This window comes from Lacrimispora brassicae (assembly GCF_054772055.1).
This window is the reverse complement of the sequence record NZ_BRYH01000025.1, coordinates 103,142-119,187: the sequence shown is the minus strand read 5'-3', so window position 1 is coordinate 119,187 and position 16,046 is coordinate 103,142. Positions and strand designations below refer to the sequence as shown.

The window sequence follows — 16,046 nt, the reverse complement described above, 5'->3', positions numbered from 1 at the left end:
CGCTTTGCTGCCTGATTTGCTTAAATTACATAAACAGGAGGAATTTTCATGAATGATCGAATACCATCAACAGTTTACACCAGTTCTTCTGCAGGTTCAAAAGTGCGGGTGAAAAAGCTGGTGATCAGCGGAATGCTGACAGCTCTTACCGTAGCCCTCTCCGGCTTTTCCATCCCGGTGGGAGCGTCCAAATGCTTTCCGGTACAGCATCTGGCAAATGTTCTGGCGGGAGTGTTTTTAGGGCCTGTATACGGCGTTTCCATGGCTTTCTGTACTTCTCTCATACGGAATCTCATGGGAACCGGAAGCCTTCTGGCCTTTCCGGGAAGCATGGCGGGCGCATTTCTCGGAGCTTATCTGTTTCAAAAAACCGGAAAGCTTTTGCCTGCCTATCTTGGAGAAGTGATTGGCACAGGGCTTATCGGCGGGCTGCTCTGCTATCCGGTGGCCGTGTTACTCATGGGAAAAGAGGTGGCTGTATTTTTCTTTGTGGTGCCATTTCTTATGAGCACCCTGGCAGGAACCATACTGGCAGCCAGCCTGCTGGCAATGCTGCGCCGTCTTGGCCTGTTTTCCTATTTTGAACGGCTCATCAATGAATAGGAGGAACAGAATGTGGACTTAAAAATCAATGAATCCCTGACCGGGCTGGTCAGAAAAAAACGGCCTGTCATCCACTGTATCACCAATTATGTTACTGCCAACGATGTGGCAAATATCATTCTGGCCTGCGGCGGCTCCCCCATTATGGCGGACCACCCGGAAGAGGTTTCGGAAATAACTGCCTTATCAAGCGCCCTTCTTTTAAACATGGGAACCCCGAAAGAGAATGCAATGGCCGCAATGGAAAAAGCCGGGCTGGAAGCAAACCGGTTAAACCTCCCCGTCATCTTTGACCCGGTAGGAATCGGCGCCTCCCGTTACCGGACCGAAACAGCCCTTTCGATTTTAAGGAACATAAAAGCAACCGTTATCAGGGGAAACGCCTCAGAGCTTCGGGTCCTGTTAAAGGAACTGACCGGGAAAGACATGCAAAGGGAAAACGGCTCCGTTACCTCTCCCCGGGGAGTTGACGCTTCCTTTGCTGATGAAATAAGGGAAGAAACCCTGGAATCGCTTAGGGAAACAGCCAGAGCATTAAGCGCTGCATCCGGTGCTGTGACCGTCATGACAGGGGCCATTGATATTATTTCAGACGGAAAGGAAACCTGGCTTATGAGGAACGGCTGTCCCCAAATGGCCCGCATCACCGGAAGCGGCTGCATGCTGGACGGCATGATTGCCGCCTATTGTGCAGCCGCCGGGCCTGCCTCCTCACAGACTACCATGTTCCAGGCGGCCGCTCTTGCCACGGCTGCTGCCGGTCTCTGCGGAGAACTGGCGGCAAAAAAAGCGGCAAAAATCTCCGGCGGCACAGGCAGCTTCCACTGCTGCTTTCTGGACGAGGTAAGCCTTCTGGAAGAAAACACCCTAAAAGGAGGGATAAACATTGAAATTTCGTAAGGACATGCTTTTCCTGTATGCTGTAACAGATCAGGGATTTACGGGAGAAAAAACCTTAACAGAACAGATCGAAGAAGCCCTTTCTGCCGGAGTGACCCTTCTCCAGCTTCGTGAAAAGGGCCTGGACAAAAGTGCCTTTCTGGAGGAAGCCCTTATTGTCCGTGAGCTTACCAGCCATTACGGCATTCCCCTCATCATCAACGATGATGTGGAAATTGCCCTTAAGTGCGGGGCAGACGGCGTGCACGTAGGACAGGATGATTTATCTCCCTTAAAGGTCCGCCGGTTAATCGGACCGGAACGCATTCTGGGTGTCACTGCAAAGAGCCCGGAACAGGCAAAAAAGGCATATATGGACGGGGCGGATTATATCGGGTCCGGTGCCATATTCCCAAGCCCCACAAAGAAGGACGCTGCTGCCTTAACTTTGGAACAGTTGTCTGCCATTTGCCGCTCCGTTCCCATTCCGGTAACAGCCATCGGAGGAATTACCGGCCAAAATGTTTCCAGCCTGAAAGGAACCGGTATCGCCGGGGCTGCAGTGGTGTCCGGCATCTTTGGACAAGGAAATATTACTGCAGCCGTCCATGGCTTAAAAGAACAGCTTTTAAAGGTGGTGAGCCTATGAGCCTGATTCTCCCTTCCCTCCTTACCATTGCAGGCACAGATCCCAGCGGCGGCGCCGGAATACAGGCGGATTTAAAGACCGCCGCAGCTCTGGGTGTCTATGGCTCCAGCGTGATTACCGCTCTTGTCGCCCAAAATACGACTGGGGTTTTCCTGACGGAAACAGTCAGTCAGGAAATGCTTGCCACCCAGCTAGATGCCGTATTTACCGACATTCCGCCGAAGGCCGTAAAGATCGGCATGGCCGGAACTTCCCGGTCCATAGAAATCATTGGGGAAAAGCTGAGAAACTATAACCGGGCTCCTGTGATCCTGGACCCGGTCATGGTATCCACCAGCGGGCATTCTCTGTTAAATCCACAGGATGTTAAGACTTTAACAAGCAGGCTGTTTCCTCTGGCAGCTTTGGTTACCCCCAATATACCGGAAGCAGAAGCCCTTTTATCCACAAAAGGGCCTCGGATATGCACGGAAAAAGATATGGAAGAGGCCGCAATGGAGCTTTTCCACATCTTTCAGGTTCCTTTCCTTTTAAAAGGCGGACATAACACCCAGGGGGCCGACGATGTGCTGTGCCGCAACGGATTTATCACCTGGTTTCCAGGGGAACGGATCGACAATCCAAATACCCATGGAACCGGATGCACCTTATCTTCTGCCATTGCCTGCGGGCTGGCCAGGGGCATGGGACTGGAAGAAAGCATCCTTGCGGCAAAAGCCTACTTAAACGGAGCACTAAAAGCCGGCTTAAAGATGGGAAAAGGACGGGGGCCCTTGTGGCATGGATGGAGAACATAAAAATAGGAAAGCCGGAACGCCTGGTATATCGCGTTCCGGCTTTTGCCACCTCCTGCAGGACAGGCCTCATTTCCCCGTATTATCTGCTTTCCAGTTTCCTGTAAAGATCAATGATCTCTTCGGCCATGACCTTAAAGACCTCCGCACTCATCATCTGATCCTCCGCATGGGTAAGAATAAGCCCCATAGGCACTGCTTCTCCTGCCGCTTCTCTCTGGATTAAGTCGGCATGAGGCAAATGACCCTGTTTCATCATTTCGTCCCCTTCTGCAATCAGATGTTCCGCTTCTTCATATTTTCCTTGTTTTGCTTTTTGCACTGCTTTGATATAGTTTGATTTTGCTCCGCCGGCAGCAGTGATTAACCGAAAGCAAATAAGTTCCATTTCCTGCATTTTTCCACCTTTTCTCTCACACAGAAATCATCATCCCTGAGTCTGATTTTCCTGCTTCTCATACATTTTGTCAATAACCCTGATAAATGGAAGATACACGAAGAATGACAATGCCAGAATCACTACCTGAAGCAGTGCCGTCCTCCAGCCTCCAATCAAAAATCCCGAAATAATGGGCGGACACGTCCAGGGTACCAGAATCCCTTTATACATGGGGCAGAGTCCCGTATAAATCGCCAGATACTGAATGATTCCCGACAGAACGGGCATCAGTATGAAGGGAATTGCCATAATCGGGTTTAACACGATGGGGGTGCCGAAGAGCACCGGCTCATTGATGTTAAAGAACGCAGGGCCGATCCCCAGCTTGCCCACCTGCTTGCACTGGGTGGATTTGGCAAAAAACGTAAGATATATGACCACACCGATGGTGATCCCTGCCCCTGTAACCGTGATAAACTGATCCAGAAACTGCTGGGTAACGATATGTCCGCCGTTTGCCAGATTCAGCTCCAGGCCGCTGTCAATAATTGCCTGATTGGCGGCAGTATTGGCAGTAAGGAGAGGCCCCATAATTCCCCCCACAAGTGTGGAGCCGTGGATGCCGAAGAACCAGAAAAACGGAATCAAAAATCCCATGGCAACCACTCCGCCAAAAGAATCCGTCAAACCCTGGAGAGGAATCTGAATGGTTTTATAGATCCATTCCATTGGGGTCGTGCCAAACGCATTTTTTACAATGGCGTAAATGATAGAGGCCCCGATAATAATAGCCGCGCCGGGAACCAGAGCCGTAAAAGAGGTCGCCACTCCGTCGGGAACTCCATCCGGCATCTTAATGGTAATGTTTTTCTTTAAAAACACCGTATAAATCCAGCCTGCAATGAGTCCTATAATGATGGCGCCGATCATTCCCTGCCCGCCGGTCCAGGTCTTAAAAATAACGCCAACGGAAGCCCCCTCCTGGCTGGTCACCTGGGAAGGCTGAAACAGCAGATAAGTACAAAGGGAAATCACCCCTGCCGGCATTCCGTTATATCCCTCATTTTTCACATAGGTATAGGCAATACCAATGGAAGCGATCAAAGCCATGATATTGAAGGTGCTTTCAAAGGCCTGATTCAGCACCGGCGTAATGCCTGCTGCCTTAAGCCAGTCCGCAACAGGCGTATATGGAAAATTCGCCAGAAGCAGAAAAATAGAGCCGATGATCATCATTGGCATGGAATACAACAGACCATCCTTTAATCCCCGAATAGCCTTTGTATTGATAAACACCATCATTTTGGGAACTACCTTATTATTTAAAAAATCTTTCATTCTCACTGTCCCTCCCTTTTTCTTCTCATTTACCGGCTAGCTTACGGGCAAACTCCAGAACCTTTTTTCCATTGCACATGCCGTAATCCACCATGGGGATCACATCCATTGGAACCTGATGACTTTCGCATGTCTTTAAAGCTTTATCCTTTAAGTATCCCACCTGGGGGCCAAGAAGGGCACAGTCCACTCCACCTAAGTTTTCATCCAGGTCATTGACCGGAAATGCCGCGATGTCCGCCTCCAAACCTTCCTCAAGAGCCGCCTGTTTCATTTTACTCACCAGCAGGCTTGTGGACATTCCCTGATTGCAAAATAACCGAATCTTTATCATACCTTTTTCCTCCTATAATTCCTCTCCGTTTGTTTTAATTACCTTCTGGAACCAGTAAAAGCTTTCTTTTCTGCTCCGCTCTCCTGTTCCCTTTCCTTCATTGTCCTTATCCACATAGATGAACCCGTAGCGCTTCTCCATCTCTCCTGTGCCTGCGGATACCAGGTCAATACAGCCCCATGGAGTATATCCCATAAGATCCACTCCGTCCTGGTCCACACATTTTTTCATTGATTCTATATGGGCCTTTAAATATTCAATCCGGTATCCGTCATGAATCATGCCGTCCTCTCCCGGCCGGTCGTAGGCTCCGAAGCCATTTTCCACAATAAACAGGGGAAGTCCATACCTGTCGTACAGCCAGTTCATGGTGTAGCGAAGCCCTTCCGGGTCAATGGGCCATCCCCACTGGCTTGCCTTCACATAAGGATTTTCCACCCTGTCTCGGCCTTCCCTGTAATCATACTCCGGATTATCCTCCCTGTGTTTTACGGTAAAGGACATGTAATAGCTGAATCCAATATAATCCACACAGCCTTCCAAAAGGGCTTTCAAGTCTTCCGGTGTGATATCCAGGACCAGCCCCTTCCGTTTCCAATACGCCTTTATGTATTCCGGATACTGTCCTCTCACATGGACATCGGCAAACCAGCAGCGCTTCTGCATGGAAGACATGGCCATCATCATATCTTTTGGATCGCAGGAGTAAGGGTAAATGGGGCACATGGCCATCATACAGCCGATCTTAAAATCAGGATTTATCTCATGGCCTGCCTTTACTGCCAGGGCTGATGCTGTCAGCTCATAGTGGGCCGCCTGATACATAAGGTGCTCCCGGTCATCTCCTTCCTTAAAAAAAAGTCCTGAATTGGTAAACGGTGCGAAGTCCCCGTCAAAATCCGCCTGGTTATTGATCTCGTTAAAAGTCATCCAGTAGGTCACCTTATCTTTATACCGTTCAAAGCACGCTTTGGCAAACTTCACAAACAGCTCCACACAGATGCGGCTTCTGAAGCCCCCGTATTTGACTACCAGTTCATAAGGCATCTCAAAATGGGACAGGGTCACTACCGGCTGGATCCCATGGTTTCTGCACTCATCAAATAAGTCATCATAAAACCGGAGGCCTTCTTCATTGGGTTCCTTCTCTTCTCCTGTAGGAAAAATCCTGGTCCAGGCAATGGAAGTGCGGAAACACTGAAAACCCATTTCCGCCAAAAGAAGGATATCTTCTTTATAGCGGTGGTAAAAATCAATGCCCTCATGGTTGGGATAATATTTTCCCTCTATGACCCCATCCGTTATTTCCCGTTCCTTTCCATTGGCTCCGGCTGTCATCACATCGGCAACGCTGACACCTTTGCCCCCTTCCTTCCAGGCTCCTTCAAGCTGATGGGCAGCTACTGCGCCTCCCCATAGAAAATCCTTTCTCAGCATATGTATTGTTTTCCTCCTTCAATCGTTTGTCTTTATGGTACCATCGGATCTCCCAAAACTCCAACGAAAAAAATACCACATTCAATCTGGCAGTTCTTCTCCAGTCTGAATGTGGCATCCTTATTCTTCCAGCAGATCCAATAAAATCTCATACTTTGGTTCCTGGATCAGGCGTTTCACCGCCTCCTTATTAAGGGCAAACCGTGCAGTCGTTTCATAAAATGTCTGACGGTTTCTGTCCTCTTTTCTTCCTATGGAAATCAGCAGAACAATCTGGACCGGAAGCTTGTTCCAGATAACAGGCTCTTTAAGGACCGCTACATAGGCAAAGGTTTCCTCTGAAGCGATCTGGTTTGGGTGAGGAAGGGTGATATAATTTCCATAATCCATCTGGGCAAAGGTTTCACGTTCAAGCACCAGCTCATAGAAATTCTCATCCACCTTTTCCTGCTCCCGGATCACGCCGCACAGAAACTTTAGTATATCTTCCTTATACTTCCCTTCCACCCCTGTAAGCAGCCGCTCAGGAGTATAATACCTCTTTATGATCCCCCGGCTGTTGCCGCTTCTAAGGGTCCGGGTGATCTTCTGAATATCATCTGCTTCCAGAAACGCCCCCACCTCCACAATAGGCACCGGGACCTCCATGGTAATGGGTACGGTGGAAAAGATATAATCAACTTTCTGGAAATCAAAATGCTCCAGCTCCAGGAGATCGCAAACATAGATATTCCTTAAATATCCGGAAAATTCACTTTCATATTTGTATTTTAATAACCGGGAGCTTCCCTTTCCAGTGCTGCAAACCACAAGAATATCCGAACAGGGATCCATCTTGTCCTTTTCCAGGGCCAACTGGAAGATCAGGGCAAAGTATCCGATCTCATCCTCGGAAATATCCTTTTTATAATGCTTCCTTAAAACTCCCACCGCTTCATAGGATATCTGATAGGCCAGGCAGTACTTCTGCTTGATGTCTTCCAGGATGGGGTTTTTTAAGGGGATATCATACCGGATCCTGATGTCAAAAGGGACCAGATGCTGGTTTAAGGTCATCCGTATCTCAAAATTATTATGCATTTCCAGCCCGTATTCTCTGCTCACCAGCTCCATCATGGCCAGGGCCAGTTGATCGGTCTGCTCCCTGATGACAAAATTGGTATCGTTTTCCAGGGTGCTTCCGATCATCCTCTTTCCGGCCAGATACAGTAAGAGGTAATGTTCCTCGTCAGCCGTATAAGTGATCTGTTCCTGGGCCTCTGCAACAGAAATAAGCTCCCGGATAAAGGCAGATTCCTTTCCTCCTATTTCCGGCAGGTTTTCCTTGTCCTTCTGAAGATAAAAGCCTGACTTCATCCGCTTCCGGGCCACATAAGTATATTCCACGAAATTTTCAAAGGCAATCTCGGAAAGACGAATCCCATACTTCTTTAAAAGGCTTTTTATGACCTCCGCCAGATGGATCAGTTCGCTTTCCTGGTGGCTGATGTCCACTCCGGTCAGACTTTGGCGTTTGATAAAATAGTCGCTTATCAGCCTGCGGATATCAAATTCCCAGCCTTGGATCTTAATTCCGTAATTAGGTTTCCGGTCAATAGAAAGGCCGTAGCGCTTTAATATCCCTTCCACCGATTTAAGAGAATTGGACAGGGTGGATTTTGAAACATAGAGAAAATCACAAAGTTCTTCTATCTTTATATAATCCATTCTGGCAATCAGGTATGCAAGCAAATATTCCCTTCTCTCATTTTCTCTTTCAGGAAAATGATCCGTCTTTCCCGTTTCTGCCTTTCTATATGCGTCAAATTTTTCCTGGTCATGAATCCGCAGTATATACCCAAATCTTGCTTTTGAGCTTATTTCCGCTCCATGGCCTTCCAGCAGCCTGCTTAAATCCTTCAGTCTCAGCCGTACCGTCTTTTCACTGACCATTAACCGTTCTGCCAATGTCAAAGCCGTTCTGTATTCTTCCTGACTCAAGAGCATCAGCAATTCCTGCAACTGTTTACAAAGCATAGCCGTCTCCTTCGCACTTTTTATCCTACAAAACCTTATGATCAGCATAACATGGCAGACGTAATTTTTCCATTTACATTTTTACCACATTAATTCTGGTAATGTCCGGCCTTTTGAAATCCCCGGTCTGCCAGAGTGGCAAGAAAAAACGGAAATGACATGGCTGGATTTATGTGGTAAAATAGATGGCAGCATTTAGTGGAAGTACGCCTTAGCCTTAAAAGGTGAACGAAGATAATTTATATTAGCAAATGAAGGGGAGATAGCACAATGAAAATAAAGTATGCCAAAAGGATGGCTAATCTAAAAGCATCGGAAATCAGAGAGATTTTGAAAGTAACAGAAAGGCCTGAGGTCATTTCATTTGCTGGCGGGCTGCCTGCCCCGGAGCTTTTTCCAATTGAAGAAATTATAGAAGTAAACAGAATCGTGCTTGAGGAATCAGGTGGGAAAGCGTTGCAATACACAACCACCGAGGGATATGCGCCACTGAGAGAATGGATCGCAAACAGAATGAATACACGGCTTGGCACTTGCCTGGACAATGACAACATTCTTATCACCCATGGCTCACAACAGGCACTTGACCTTTCGGGCAAGGTGTTTTTGGATGAGGGAGATGTTGTGTTGTGTGAAAGCCCTACATATCTTGCTGCTATTACCGCATTGCGTGCTTATGGATGTGAGTTTATGGAAGTCCCAACCGATGACAACGGAATGAAAATAGATGAACTTGAGAAAATACTTGAAAGCACTAAAAATGTAAAAGCAATTTATGTTATTCCCGATTTTCAAAATCCAACGGGAAGAACATGGAGCCTTGAAAGAAGGCAGCAATTAGCTGAGACTTCCATGAAATATGGCGTAATCGTTCTTGAGGACAATCCCTATGGAGAGCTTCGCTTTGAAGGAGAAACTTTACCGTCTGTACAATCCTTTGACAAACATGGGTATATACTTTGTACTGGAACATTTTCCAAAACATTTTGTCCCGGTTATAGAATAGGCTGGATAGCTGGGGATAAAGAAATTATTCGCAAATATGTTCTCGCAAAACAAGGCACAGATTTGCAGTGTAATACGATTGCGCAAATGGAAATTGCAAAGTATCTTGAACTATATGATATTGATGAACATATAGCCAAAATACGTGAAGTTTATAAAAAACGCAGAGATTTGGCAATACAGACTATGGAGCAGGAATTTCCCGAAGGTGTTACATTTACCAAACCCCAGGGAGGCCTTTTTGCATGGGTTGAGCTTCCGGCAAACATCAATGCACGTGACGTTCTTGAGAAAAGCCTTGAAAAAAATGTAGCTTTTGTGCCGGGCGGCTCGTTCTTTCCAAACGGCGGAAAAGAAAATACATTTAGGATTAATTTTTCAAATATGCCAGAGGAGAGAATTATTGAAGGTTTAAAACGCCTTGGCGAAACTCTCCATGAGTTTGTCTGCTGATTGTAAACAGCTTATAGTATAAGCATTCTTTACAAGTCACCCTATGCCAATAAAGCGAAGCATTGTCCATAAATAAGGCCGTTGTGCCTATCCAGCCAGTCAATGGCCGAGTAGTATTTTGCTGGCGCAAAATCTCCACTCTTAAACCTTTGGCTGGCTGGATTTTTTAGTACCATTGCGCTTCCGGCAACGGGAAACAGGCAGAACCGCCGGTTTCCCTCAACGGTCCTGCCTGATGGACAGACACAACTTTCAATTCATAGTTGCTTATGGAAAGAAAGCTGTTTAAATGGATTTCTGATCCCACTTCCGCCTTCTTTGCCACACAGCAATCAAATATCCAACTTCTCAGGAACCAGTCTCACTTCAAAAACAAATTCCTCTTCATCAAACCGGTATTCTTTCCGAAGCTCTGGCCCGCAGCTTGCGGACCCGATCCCGTCCTGGCGGTAATCCAGGCAAAGGACCGTATGGCCGGAGGGTGACAGCTCATAATTATGGGCTTTTTCCGTCAATTCCTCCTGGGTATAAACCGATGCGTTAAAGGAAAATTTCTGTCCTGAGGCCGCCGAAAGGGAGGTTCCCCCGCCTTGTAGGGTCACAAAATCACAGTCGCTCCTGCTTCCGTTTTCCTGGGGCCTTAAATAGTCCTCGTGCATTTCCTTTACCCCGGCAGTAAATAACCCGTGATAGCTTGCCCTTTGCTTATCCATGTAGTTTTCCACCGGCCCTAAGCCATAATAGGTGACCCTGTCCATGCTCTTTGGAAGGAAAAGGCGAAGACCGAATCTGGGAAGCTCCGGGAATTCCACATCCCTTTTCACATCCAGCTTCCCATCTACAACCCCATCTCTTCCTATGGTCCACAAGGCCTCAATGGTCAGAATCCTCTGGACCACAACCGCTGTGACGGACAGTGCGGTCCTTATTTCCACCCGGCCTTCTTTTTCCTCACAGGAGGTTTCATAAGCCCTGGATATTGCCCTGTCATAACGGGCGGCCATCCACTTGGATTTTATATACCTGTCATTATCCGTAGGCGCTCTCCAGATGTTATATTCCATGGGCCGTTCCAGAAGGGTTCTGTTTTCAAACACCATCTCCTGAAAGCAACCGGTCAGCTTGTTATAGGTATAGGAGAAATTTGTTCCATTTATGAAAAGGTAACGGTCATCCTCCTTAATTTCAAAGTGCCCGATTTCCTTCTCTTTTGTCTCCTGGTCTTCTAACAGGAAGACCCCGGTCTGGTTTCTCATATCTCCATTTTCAAGTAATACCTCATCAAAGCCCAAAATGCTTCCGGCCTTTAAAAGAGCGGATTCCCTCTTTAATAAATAGCGGATCTTCAGATAGGATTTTCCCTTTTCCGGAACCTTAAAGTCCAAAATCAGGCTGCCTTTTCCATGAGGTTTAATTTCCGGCAGATCTCCTTCCCCAAGAATCCCCTTTGCAATGATCTCTCCGTCACAGGTCACCTCATACCCGATAACTGCATAATCGTTTAAATTGGTAAAATCCATGGGGTTATGAAGCACCAGCTCCTTCTTTTCCTGGTCAAAGGAAACCAGCCTTGCAGGACGGTACACATTTTTAAATTCCATCAGCCCTGTGTGAGGCCTCCGGTCCGGATATACCAGGCCATCCATACAGAAGTTGCCGTCATGAGGATATTCCCCGTGATCTCCGCCATAAAGGTACATAGGCTTTCCTTCCAGAGTTCTTCCCTGGTATATGGCGTGGTCGCACCACTCCCATACAAAGCCGCCGCAGATCCCGTCATACTGGTCAAACACCTTAAAATAATCCTCCAGATCCCCCGGACCGTTGCCCATGGCATGGCTGTACTCGCACAAAATAAATGGCTTTCCCGTATTTCTTCCCATATATTCGTGGATATCTTCCAGCGACGGATACATGCGGCTGTACAGATCCAGATTGGAAAAATCATAGGACTTGCTCCTGGCACGGTAACGGGCTCCCTCATAATGGGTAAGCCTGGAAGGATCAAAGGCCTTTGTCCAGGCCAGTGCAGCCTCAAAGGTGCAGCCATAGGCGCATTCATTTCCCATGGACCAGATCACAACGCTGGGCCGGTTTTTATCCCGTTCCACAAGAAGCTTTGCCCGGTCAACAGTGGCCTGGGTAAACTCCGGATTATCCGCAATGGCCCTGTTCCAGCGGTCATGAACTGCCTCCGCGGAATCGTCTTCCATGTAAATGGAGTTGGTTCCGTGACTTTCATTGTCTGCCTCGTCAATGACATAGAAACCATACTCATCGCAAAGCTGGTAGAACTGAGGCCCATCAGGATAATGACTGGTGCGGATGGCATTGACATTGTGCTCCTTCATCAGTCTTAGATCCTTTTTCATCTGATCCAGGCTGATGACAAATCCGGTCACCGGATCGCTGTCATGACGGTTGACGCCATGGAATTTGATCTTTTCCCCGTTAAAATAAACCACTCCATCCTTTATGGCAATTTCCCGGATTCCCAGGCGGTCCACGATCACTTCATTCCCGCATTCCAGGATGACTGTATAAAGGTAAGGCTGCTCCGCATTCCAAAGCGCCGGATCTTCTACGGTCAAAGAAAGCCTGCCTTCCTTGGGGAAGCCCTCCTGGCTGGCGGCCAGATTCCCCTGGGAATCATATATCATTGCCTTTACAGAAACCTCTTTTCCCAAAAAAGCCACCGTAGCCTGGATACAAGCCTGGTTCCCTTCTAAAGAGGTTGTAAGGAAATAATCGAATATGCCCTCCTCTGGCCTCTTTAAAAGATACACATCCCGGAAAATGCCTGTCATGCGAAACTTATCCTGATCCTCTAAGTAGCTTCCATCACACCATTTCAAAACCAGAACAGCCAGGGTATTTTCTCCCTCCCGGATAAGACCTGTCACATCAAATTCGCTGGTGGAATGGGATACCTGGCTGTATCCCACATAGCTTCCGTTGAGCCAGACATAAAAGCAGGAATCCACACCTTCAAAGTTTAAGAAAGCCCTGGGTGCATTTTCCTCTTTTTTATAGACAAAATGGTGGACATAGGCCCCGCAGGGGTTTTCAGCCGGAACATAGGGCGGGTCCATGGGAAATGGATATCGCACATTGGTATACTGGTGCCTGTCATATCCGTAATTCTGGAAACAGCCCGGAACCGGAATGTGGTCATATGCTTCCGTATCAAAGCCTTCCAGGAAAAATTCCTCTTTCACATCATAAATACTGTCAAAATAACGGAATCTCCACATCCCGCTTAAAAGCTCAAACCGGTCAGAATTTTCCCTGTGCTCCACAAGGTCAAAACGCGCCTTTGAGGCAGGAATATAATAGGCCCTGTTTGGCATGGTGTTTTCATGAAGCAGGTGTGGATCTTCGTAATATCTAGGTACGATCATGGTTGATTCCTCCTTCTCATATTACTTTTCATTATAAAATGAAAGTGCAGAAAATCCATATCCCCAATTAGACAAACCATACACAAAATGATACAATGTTCACGAAAGCAATGAGCAGTGCGAAACGGGAGACAGAGAAATTTTCGTTGTGCTCGCACATAAGAAAATTTCCCTGTCTCCCGTTTCATAGGGCGAAGCCCGTGAGCTAGGGAAGCCTGCGGCTTCCCTAGCTCCACTGCGGCCCCCCCCCTACATCAAATCCCTCCCCCCACCCTCCAACACGTCCTCTACCCACAAATAAAAAAAGGAGTCCCATATATGTACACCAACACAGGATATATGAATCTGACAGACGAGGAACTGGAAAATAACTCTCTCCCTCTCAAAGCAAACAGCGGCGGAGTCTACCGCCTGGTAACCCGCCCCGTCATGTCAACCATACGCCCCTCCGGCCGTCCTGATTACCAGATTTTATACATTGCATCAGGAAAGGCTTTGTTCTCCTTCCAGAAGGATCCCCTGGAAGTCCCCGCTGGAAACATGGTGCTCTATAAGCCTCACGAGCCCCAACAGTACGCTTATTATCTGAAAGATAAACCTGAAGTATACTGGCTTCATTTTACAGGCAGAGAAGCCGCCCATCTCACGAAGGAATCAGGCTTTGAGGACAGCCAGGTCTTATACACCGGTGTTTCTTCCAAATATCAGGAACTGTTTCTTTCCATCATCCGGGAGATCCAGCTTCCCCGCCCTTGCTTTGAAGATCTGACAACCCTTTACCTAAGGCAGCTTTTCCTGCTTTTAAAGCGGCAAAGGGCAGAAGGCGGGTCTCAAAAAACAGAGATCCAGAAAGAAATGGAAAAAGCGGTCCACTACTTTCATGAGAATTTTTCCAATGAGATCGAAATCGACCAATATGCCAGAAAGCTTCATATGAGCACCTGCTGGTTTATCAGAAGCTTCAAGCAATATACCGGAATGCCTCCCCGCAGATACTTAACATCCATCCGGGTAAAGAAAGCCCAGGAGCTTCTTGAAAGCACTGATTACGGCGTGGGAGAGATCGGCAGCATTGTGGGCTACGATAACCCTCTGTATTTCAGCCGGATCTTTAAAAAGCAGACCGGCGTTTCTCCCGCAGAATATAGAAAAAGGAGTACTGCACACAGCCTCCCCCTCATGACCGGCCGTCCTGACTGATGACCGTCAATTCGTTTATTCCATATTTCCCCTAATTCCATCCGCGATTCTCCGGGTACATTCATAGGTTCTTTCCTCATAGGACCAGCAAAACCTGTCATCATGGTATCTTGGGAATATATGAACATGGTAATAGCCCGTCTCATTAAAATCTCCCCCGTTTTGCATTACAGTATAGCCCGGAGGCTGATAGGTCTTCTACATGACCTTTACCAGGCTCCGGGCTATTTCCCAAAAATGAGCCATCAGCTCCTCTGGTATCTCATCTTCATCCAGGTAATGATTTTAAAACATCAGCAATATATGTCCTCCATTTATTGCTTCTATATCCCCAAAAGCCATTACCCGGTCATCCTCATACACCACGCCGGAATCCAGTTCCTTATTGACTATTTTACAAAACACAAACAAAACAGCACCTCTTTTATTTTCCGGACTCAGATCCTGATCATACGTTCCCCAAGCCATTTACTCTTATCTGATCCAATTCCCCGGCAGTTAATACTCCATGGTCATACAGCGTCAAGTATTCTTTAGACACATCGCTTCCAAACATCAGAACATCATCAGAATTAATGGTAACATTCACACCGGCCCGGAACAATGTTCCGATGGGATGTTTCTTCATGTGGGAAACCCTGCCCAACAAGAAATTGCTTGTAGGCGTTATGTTTAAGGTAATTTTGTTTTCTATGAGATAATCCATCACCTCATCAGACTCTGCCGCTGCAATTCCGTGCTGGACTTCATTAAGGGAAAGCAATTCAATCCCTTTTTTTACATCCTCTGCAGTACCCCATTCCCCTATATGTGCCTTTAATCTCAGCCCGTTTTCTTTTGCTTTTTTATATATAGGCACAAAATTCTCAATGGGCTGGGCCAGCTCATCCCCATATAAATCTATGGAATAAAACTCTTTCCTGCCCCAAAAGTGCTCCAGACATCCCATCAAATAATCAATCCCGCAATGCCTTGACAAACCGATTTGAAGGCGCAGCTCTATATCAGGCGCAATTGTTTTATTCGCATCTAAAAAAGCTCTTATCAGCTCGTCTACATCATTGGAAAAGAATTCCCCCAATCCCCATACGTCTTCCCCTATTTCCAAAACCGACACTCCGTCATCTTTTGCCTGAACAAAGGCTGCTTCAATGAGGAGCTTGCGCATATCCTTGCTGTGAAACCGGCTGCCTATGTTCTCATTGCTCCACTTATGCATATCCGCCATGGAGTGAAGAACAGTCTGCATCGGCCTAATGTCGCAGCCTGTCTTTCTCTTAATATAGCCCCGGCTGCCACCCAGGACAAAATGATTGTGCAAATCAGACTTGGGAATTTTGCGGATGGCAGCCAGATCGTGATTTCTTAATGCCCATATAAAGCTGCTGGAATCTTTCATTACTATACCTCCGAAAAACAAATGATCTGTTTCATGAAATATTTTATTAATCTTTCTATATCGATATTTCAGCTACCGGCAATATGTAAAATGCCGGCCTTCTAATATGGATTGCCAAATATCCCCCACCAACTTCATATTAATGGCTCCTGGGCTCAA

Annotated in this window: 15 protein-coding genes; 6 read left to right on the top strand and 9 right to left on the bottom strand. The window is 47.1% G+C overall.

Features of this window, described 5'->3' with window-relative positions; genetic code table 11:
* Positions 1-48 precede the first annotated feature (48 nt).
* The 4 genes from thiW to thiD are packed head-to-tail and all read left to right on the top strand — an operon-like array spanning position 49 to position 2,928.
* Positions 49-603, top strand: a complete 555-nt coding sequence (gene thiW / locus ACYVD3_RS12560; RefSeq protein WP_460642861.1) for an energy coupling factor transporter S component ThiW — start codon at positions 49-51, stop codon at positions 601-603.
* 12 nt (positions 604-615) lie between these two features.
* Positions 616-1,503 (top strand): hydroxyethylthiazole kinase, encoded by an 888-nt coding sequence (gene thiM, locus ACYVD3_RS12555; protein WP_460642860.1) that lies wholly within the window; start codon positions 616-618, stop codon positions 1,501-1,503.
* Positions 1,490-2,131, top strand: coding sequence for a thiamine phosphate synthase (gene thiE / locus ACYVD3_RS12550; protein WP_460642859.1), 642 nt, complete (start codon positions 1,490-1,492; stop codon positions 2,129-2,131). Before thiM ends, thiE begins: the two co-directional genes overlap by 14 nt.
* Entirely contained in the window at positions 2,128-2,928 is an 801-nt protein-coding gene (gene thiD / locus ACYVD3_RS12545; protein ID WP_460642858.1) for a bifunctional hydroxymethylpyrimidine kinase/phosphomethylpyrimidine kinase, read from the top strand. Before thiE ends, thiD begins: the two co-directional genes overlap by 4 nt.
* A 79-nt stretch (positions 2,929-3,007) precedes the next feature.
* On the opposite strand, the gene ACYVD3_RS12540 is transcribed toward thiD, so the two are convergent.
* From ACYVD3_RS12540 to ACYVD3_RS12520, 5 genes are all read right to left on the bottom strand, one after another.
* On the bottom strand, positions 3,008-3,322 hold the full coding sequence (locus tag ACYVD3_RS12540) for a PTS lactose/cellobiose transporter subunit IIA (protein WP_460642857.1): 315 nt from the start codon (positions 3,320-3,322) through the stop codon (positions 3,008-3,010).
* 30 nt (positions 3,323-3,352) lie between these two features.
* On the bottom strand, positions 3,353-4,642 hold the full coding sequence (locus tag ACYVD3_RS12535; RefSeq protein ID WP_460642856.1) for a PTS sugar transporter subunit IIC: 1,290 nt from the start codon (positions 4,640-4,642) through the stop codon (positions 3,353-3,355).
* Between the two features lie 25 nt (positions 4,643-4,667).
* On the bottom strand, positions 4,668-4,976 hold the full coding sequence (locus tag ACYVD3_RS12530) for a PTS sugar transporter subunit IIB (RefSeq protein WP_460642855.1): 309 nt from the start codon (positions 4,974-4,976) through the stop codon (positions 4,668-4,670).
* 12 nt (positions 4,977-4,988) lie between these two features.
* Positions 4,989-6,413: a 6-phospho-beta-glucosidase gene (locus ACYVD3_RS12525; protein ID WP_460642854.1), complete on the bottom strand. Its 1,425-nt coding sequence runs from the start codon at positions 6,411-6,413 to the stop codon at positions 4,989-4,991.
* A 120-nt stretch (positions 6,414-6,533) separates the two neighbouring features.
* A complete protein-coding gene (locus ACYVD3_RS12520) occupies positions 6,534-8,429 on the bottom strand; it encodes a BglG family transcription antiterminator (protein ID WP_460642853.1) in 1,896 nt (631 codons plus the stop codon).
* A 270-nt stretch (positions 8,430-8,699) separates the two neighbouring features.
* On the opposite strand from ACYVD3_RS12520, the gene ACYVD3_RS12515 reads away from it, so the two are divergent.
* Entirely contained in the window at positions 8,700-9,887 is a 1,188-nt protein-coding gene (locus ACYVD3_RS12515) for an aminotransferase-like domain-containing protein (protein WP_460642852.1), read from the top strand.
* Positions 9,888-10,053: 166 nt separating this feature from the next.
* Here the strand turns inward: ACYVD3_RS12515 and ACYVD3_RS12510 are convergent, their stop codons facing one another.
* Together ACYVD3_RS12510 and ACYVD3_RS12505 are read right to left on the bottom strand one after the other, a co-directional pair.
* Entirely contained in the window at positions 10,054-10,194 is a 141-nt protein-coding gene (locus ACYVD3_RS12510; protein WP_460642851.1) for a hypothetical protein, read from the bottom strand.
* A 25-nt stretch (positions 10,195-10,219) separates the two neighbouring features.
* Positions 10,220-13,288: a glycoside hydrolase family 2 TIM barrel-domain containing protein gene (locus ACYVD3_RS12505; protein ID WP_460642850.1), complete on the bottom strand. Its 3,069-nt coding sequence runs from the start codon at positions 13,286-13,288 to the stop codon at positions 10,220-10,222.
* Positions 13,289-13,606: 318 nt separating this feature from the next.
* Between ACYVD3_RS12505 and ACYVD3_RS12500 the strand changes: the two genes are divergently transcribed.
* Complete coding sequence (locus ACYVD3_RS12500) at positions 13,607-14,488, top strand: helix-turn-helix domain-containing protein (RefSeq protein WP_460642849.1); 882 nt, start codon at positions 13,607-13,609, stop codon at positions 14,486-14,488.
* A gap of 285 nt (positions 14,489-14,773) precedes the next feature.
* On the opposite strand, the gene ACYVD3_RS12495 is transcribed toward ACYVD3_RS12500, so the two are convergent.
* Both ACYVD3_RS12495 and ACYVD3_RS12490 read right to left on the bottom strand, forming a co-directional pair.
* Positions 14,774-14,893 carry an HIT family protein gene (locus ACYVD3_RS12495; protein WP_460642986.1) on the bottom strand — a complete coding sequence of 40 codons (120 nt, stop codon included), beginning with the start codon at positions 14,891-14,893 and terminating at the stop codon, positions 14,774-14,776.
* Between the two features lie 43 nt (positions 14,894-14,936).
* Positions 14,937-15,887, bottom strand: coding sequence for an amidohydrolase family protein (locus tag ACYVD3_RS12490; RefSeq protein WP_460642848.1), 951 nt, complete (start codon positions 15,885-15,887; stop codon positions 14,937-14,939).
* Between the last annotated feature and the right edge of the window lie 159 nt (positions 15,888-16,046).

Excerpts from the sequence above, each read along its gene's own strand:
- ACYVD3_RS12530 (WP_460642855.1), bottom strand. The coding sequence starts at position 4,976 with ATGATAAAGATTCGGTTATTTTGCAATCAGGGAATGTCCACAAGCCTG.
- ACYVD3_RS12540 (WP_460642857.1), bottom strand. The coding sequence starts at position 3,322 with ATGCAGGAAATGGAACTTATTTGCTTTCGGTTAATCACTGCTGCCGGC.
- ACYVD3_RS12525 (WP_460642854.1), bottom strand. The coding sequence starts at position 6,413 with ATGCTGAGAAAGGATTTTCTATGGGGAGGCGCAGTAGCTGCCCATCAG.
- thiD (WP_460642858.1), top strand. The coding sequence starts at position 2,128 with ATGAGCCTGATTCTCCCTTCCCTCCTTACCATTGCAGGCACAGATCCC.
- thiW (WP_460642861.1), top strand. The coding sequence starts at position 49 with ATGAATGATCGAATACCATCAACAGTTTACACCAGTTCTTCTGCAGGT.
- ACYVD3_RS12515 (WP_460642852.1), top strand. The coding sequence starts at position 8,700 with ATGAAAATAAAGTATGCCAAAAGGATGGCTAATCTAAAAGCATCGGAA.
- ACYVD3_RS12520 (WP_460642853.1), bottom strand. The coding sequence starts at position 8,429 with ATGCTTTGTAAACAGTTGCAGGAATTGCTGATGCTCTTGAGTCAGGAA.
- ACYVD3_RS12505 (WP_460642850.1), bottom strand. The coding sequence starts at position 13,288 with ATGATCGTACCTAGATATTACGAAGATCCACACCTGCTTCATGAAAAC.
- ACYVD3_RS12490 (WP_460642848.1), bottom strand. The coding sequence starts at position 15,887 with ATGAAAGATTCCAGCAGCTTTATATGGGCATTAAGAAATCACGATCTG.
- ACYVD3_RS12500 (WP_460642849.1), top strand. The coding sequence starts at position 13,607 with ATGTACACCAACACAGGATATATGAATCTGACAGACGAGGAACTGGAA.
- ACYVD3_RS12535 (WP_460642856.1), bottom strand. The coding sequence starts at position 4,642 with ATGAAAGATTTTTTAAATAATAAGGTAGTTCCCAAAATGATGGTGTTT.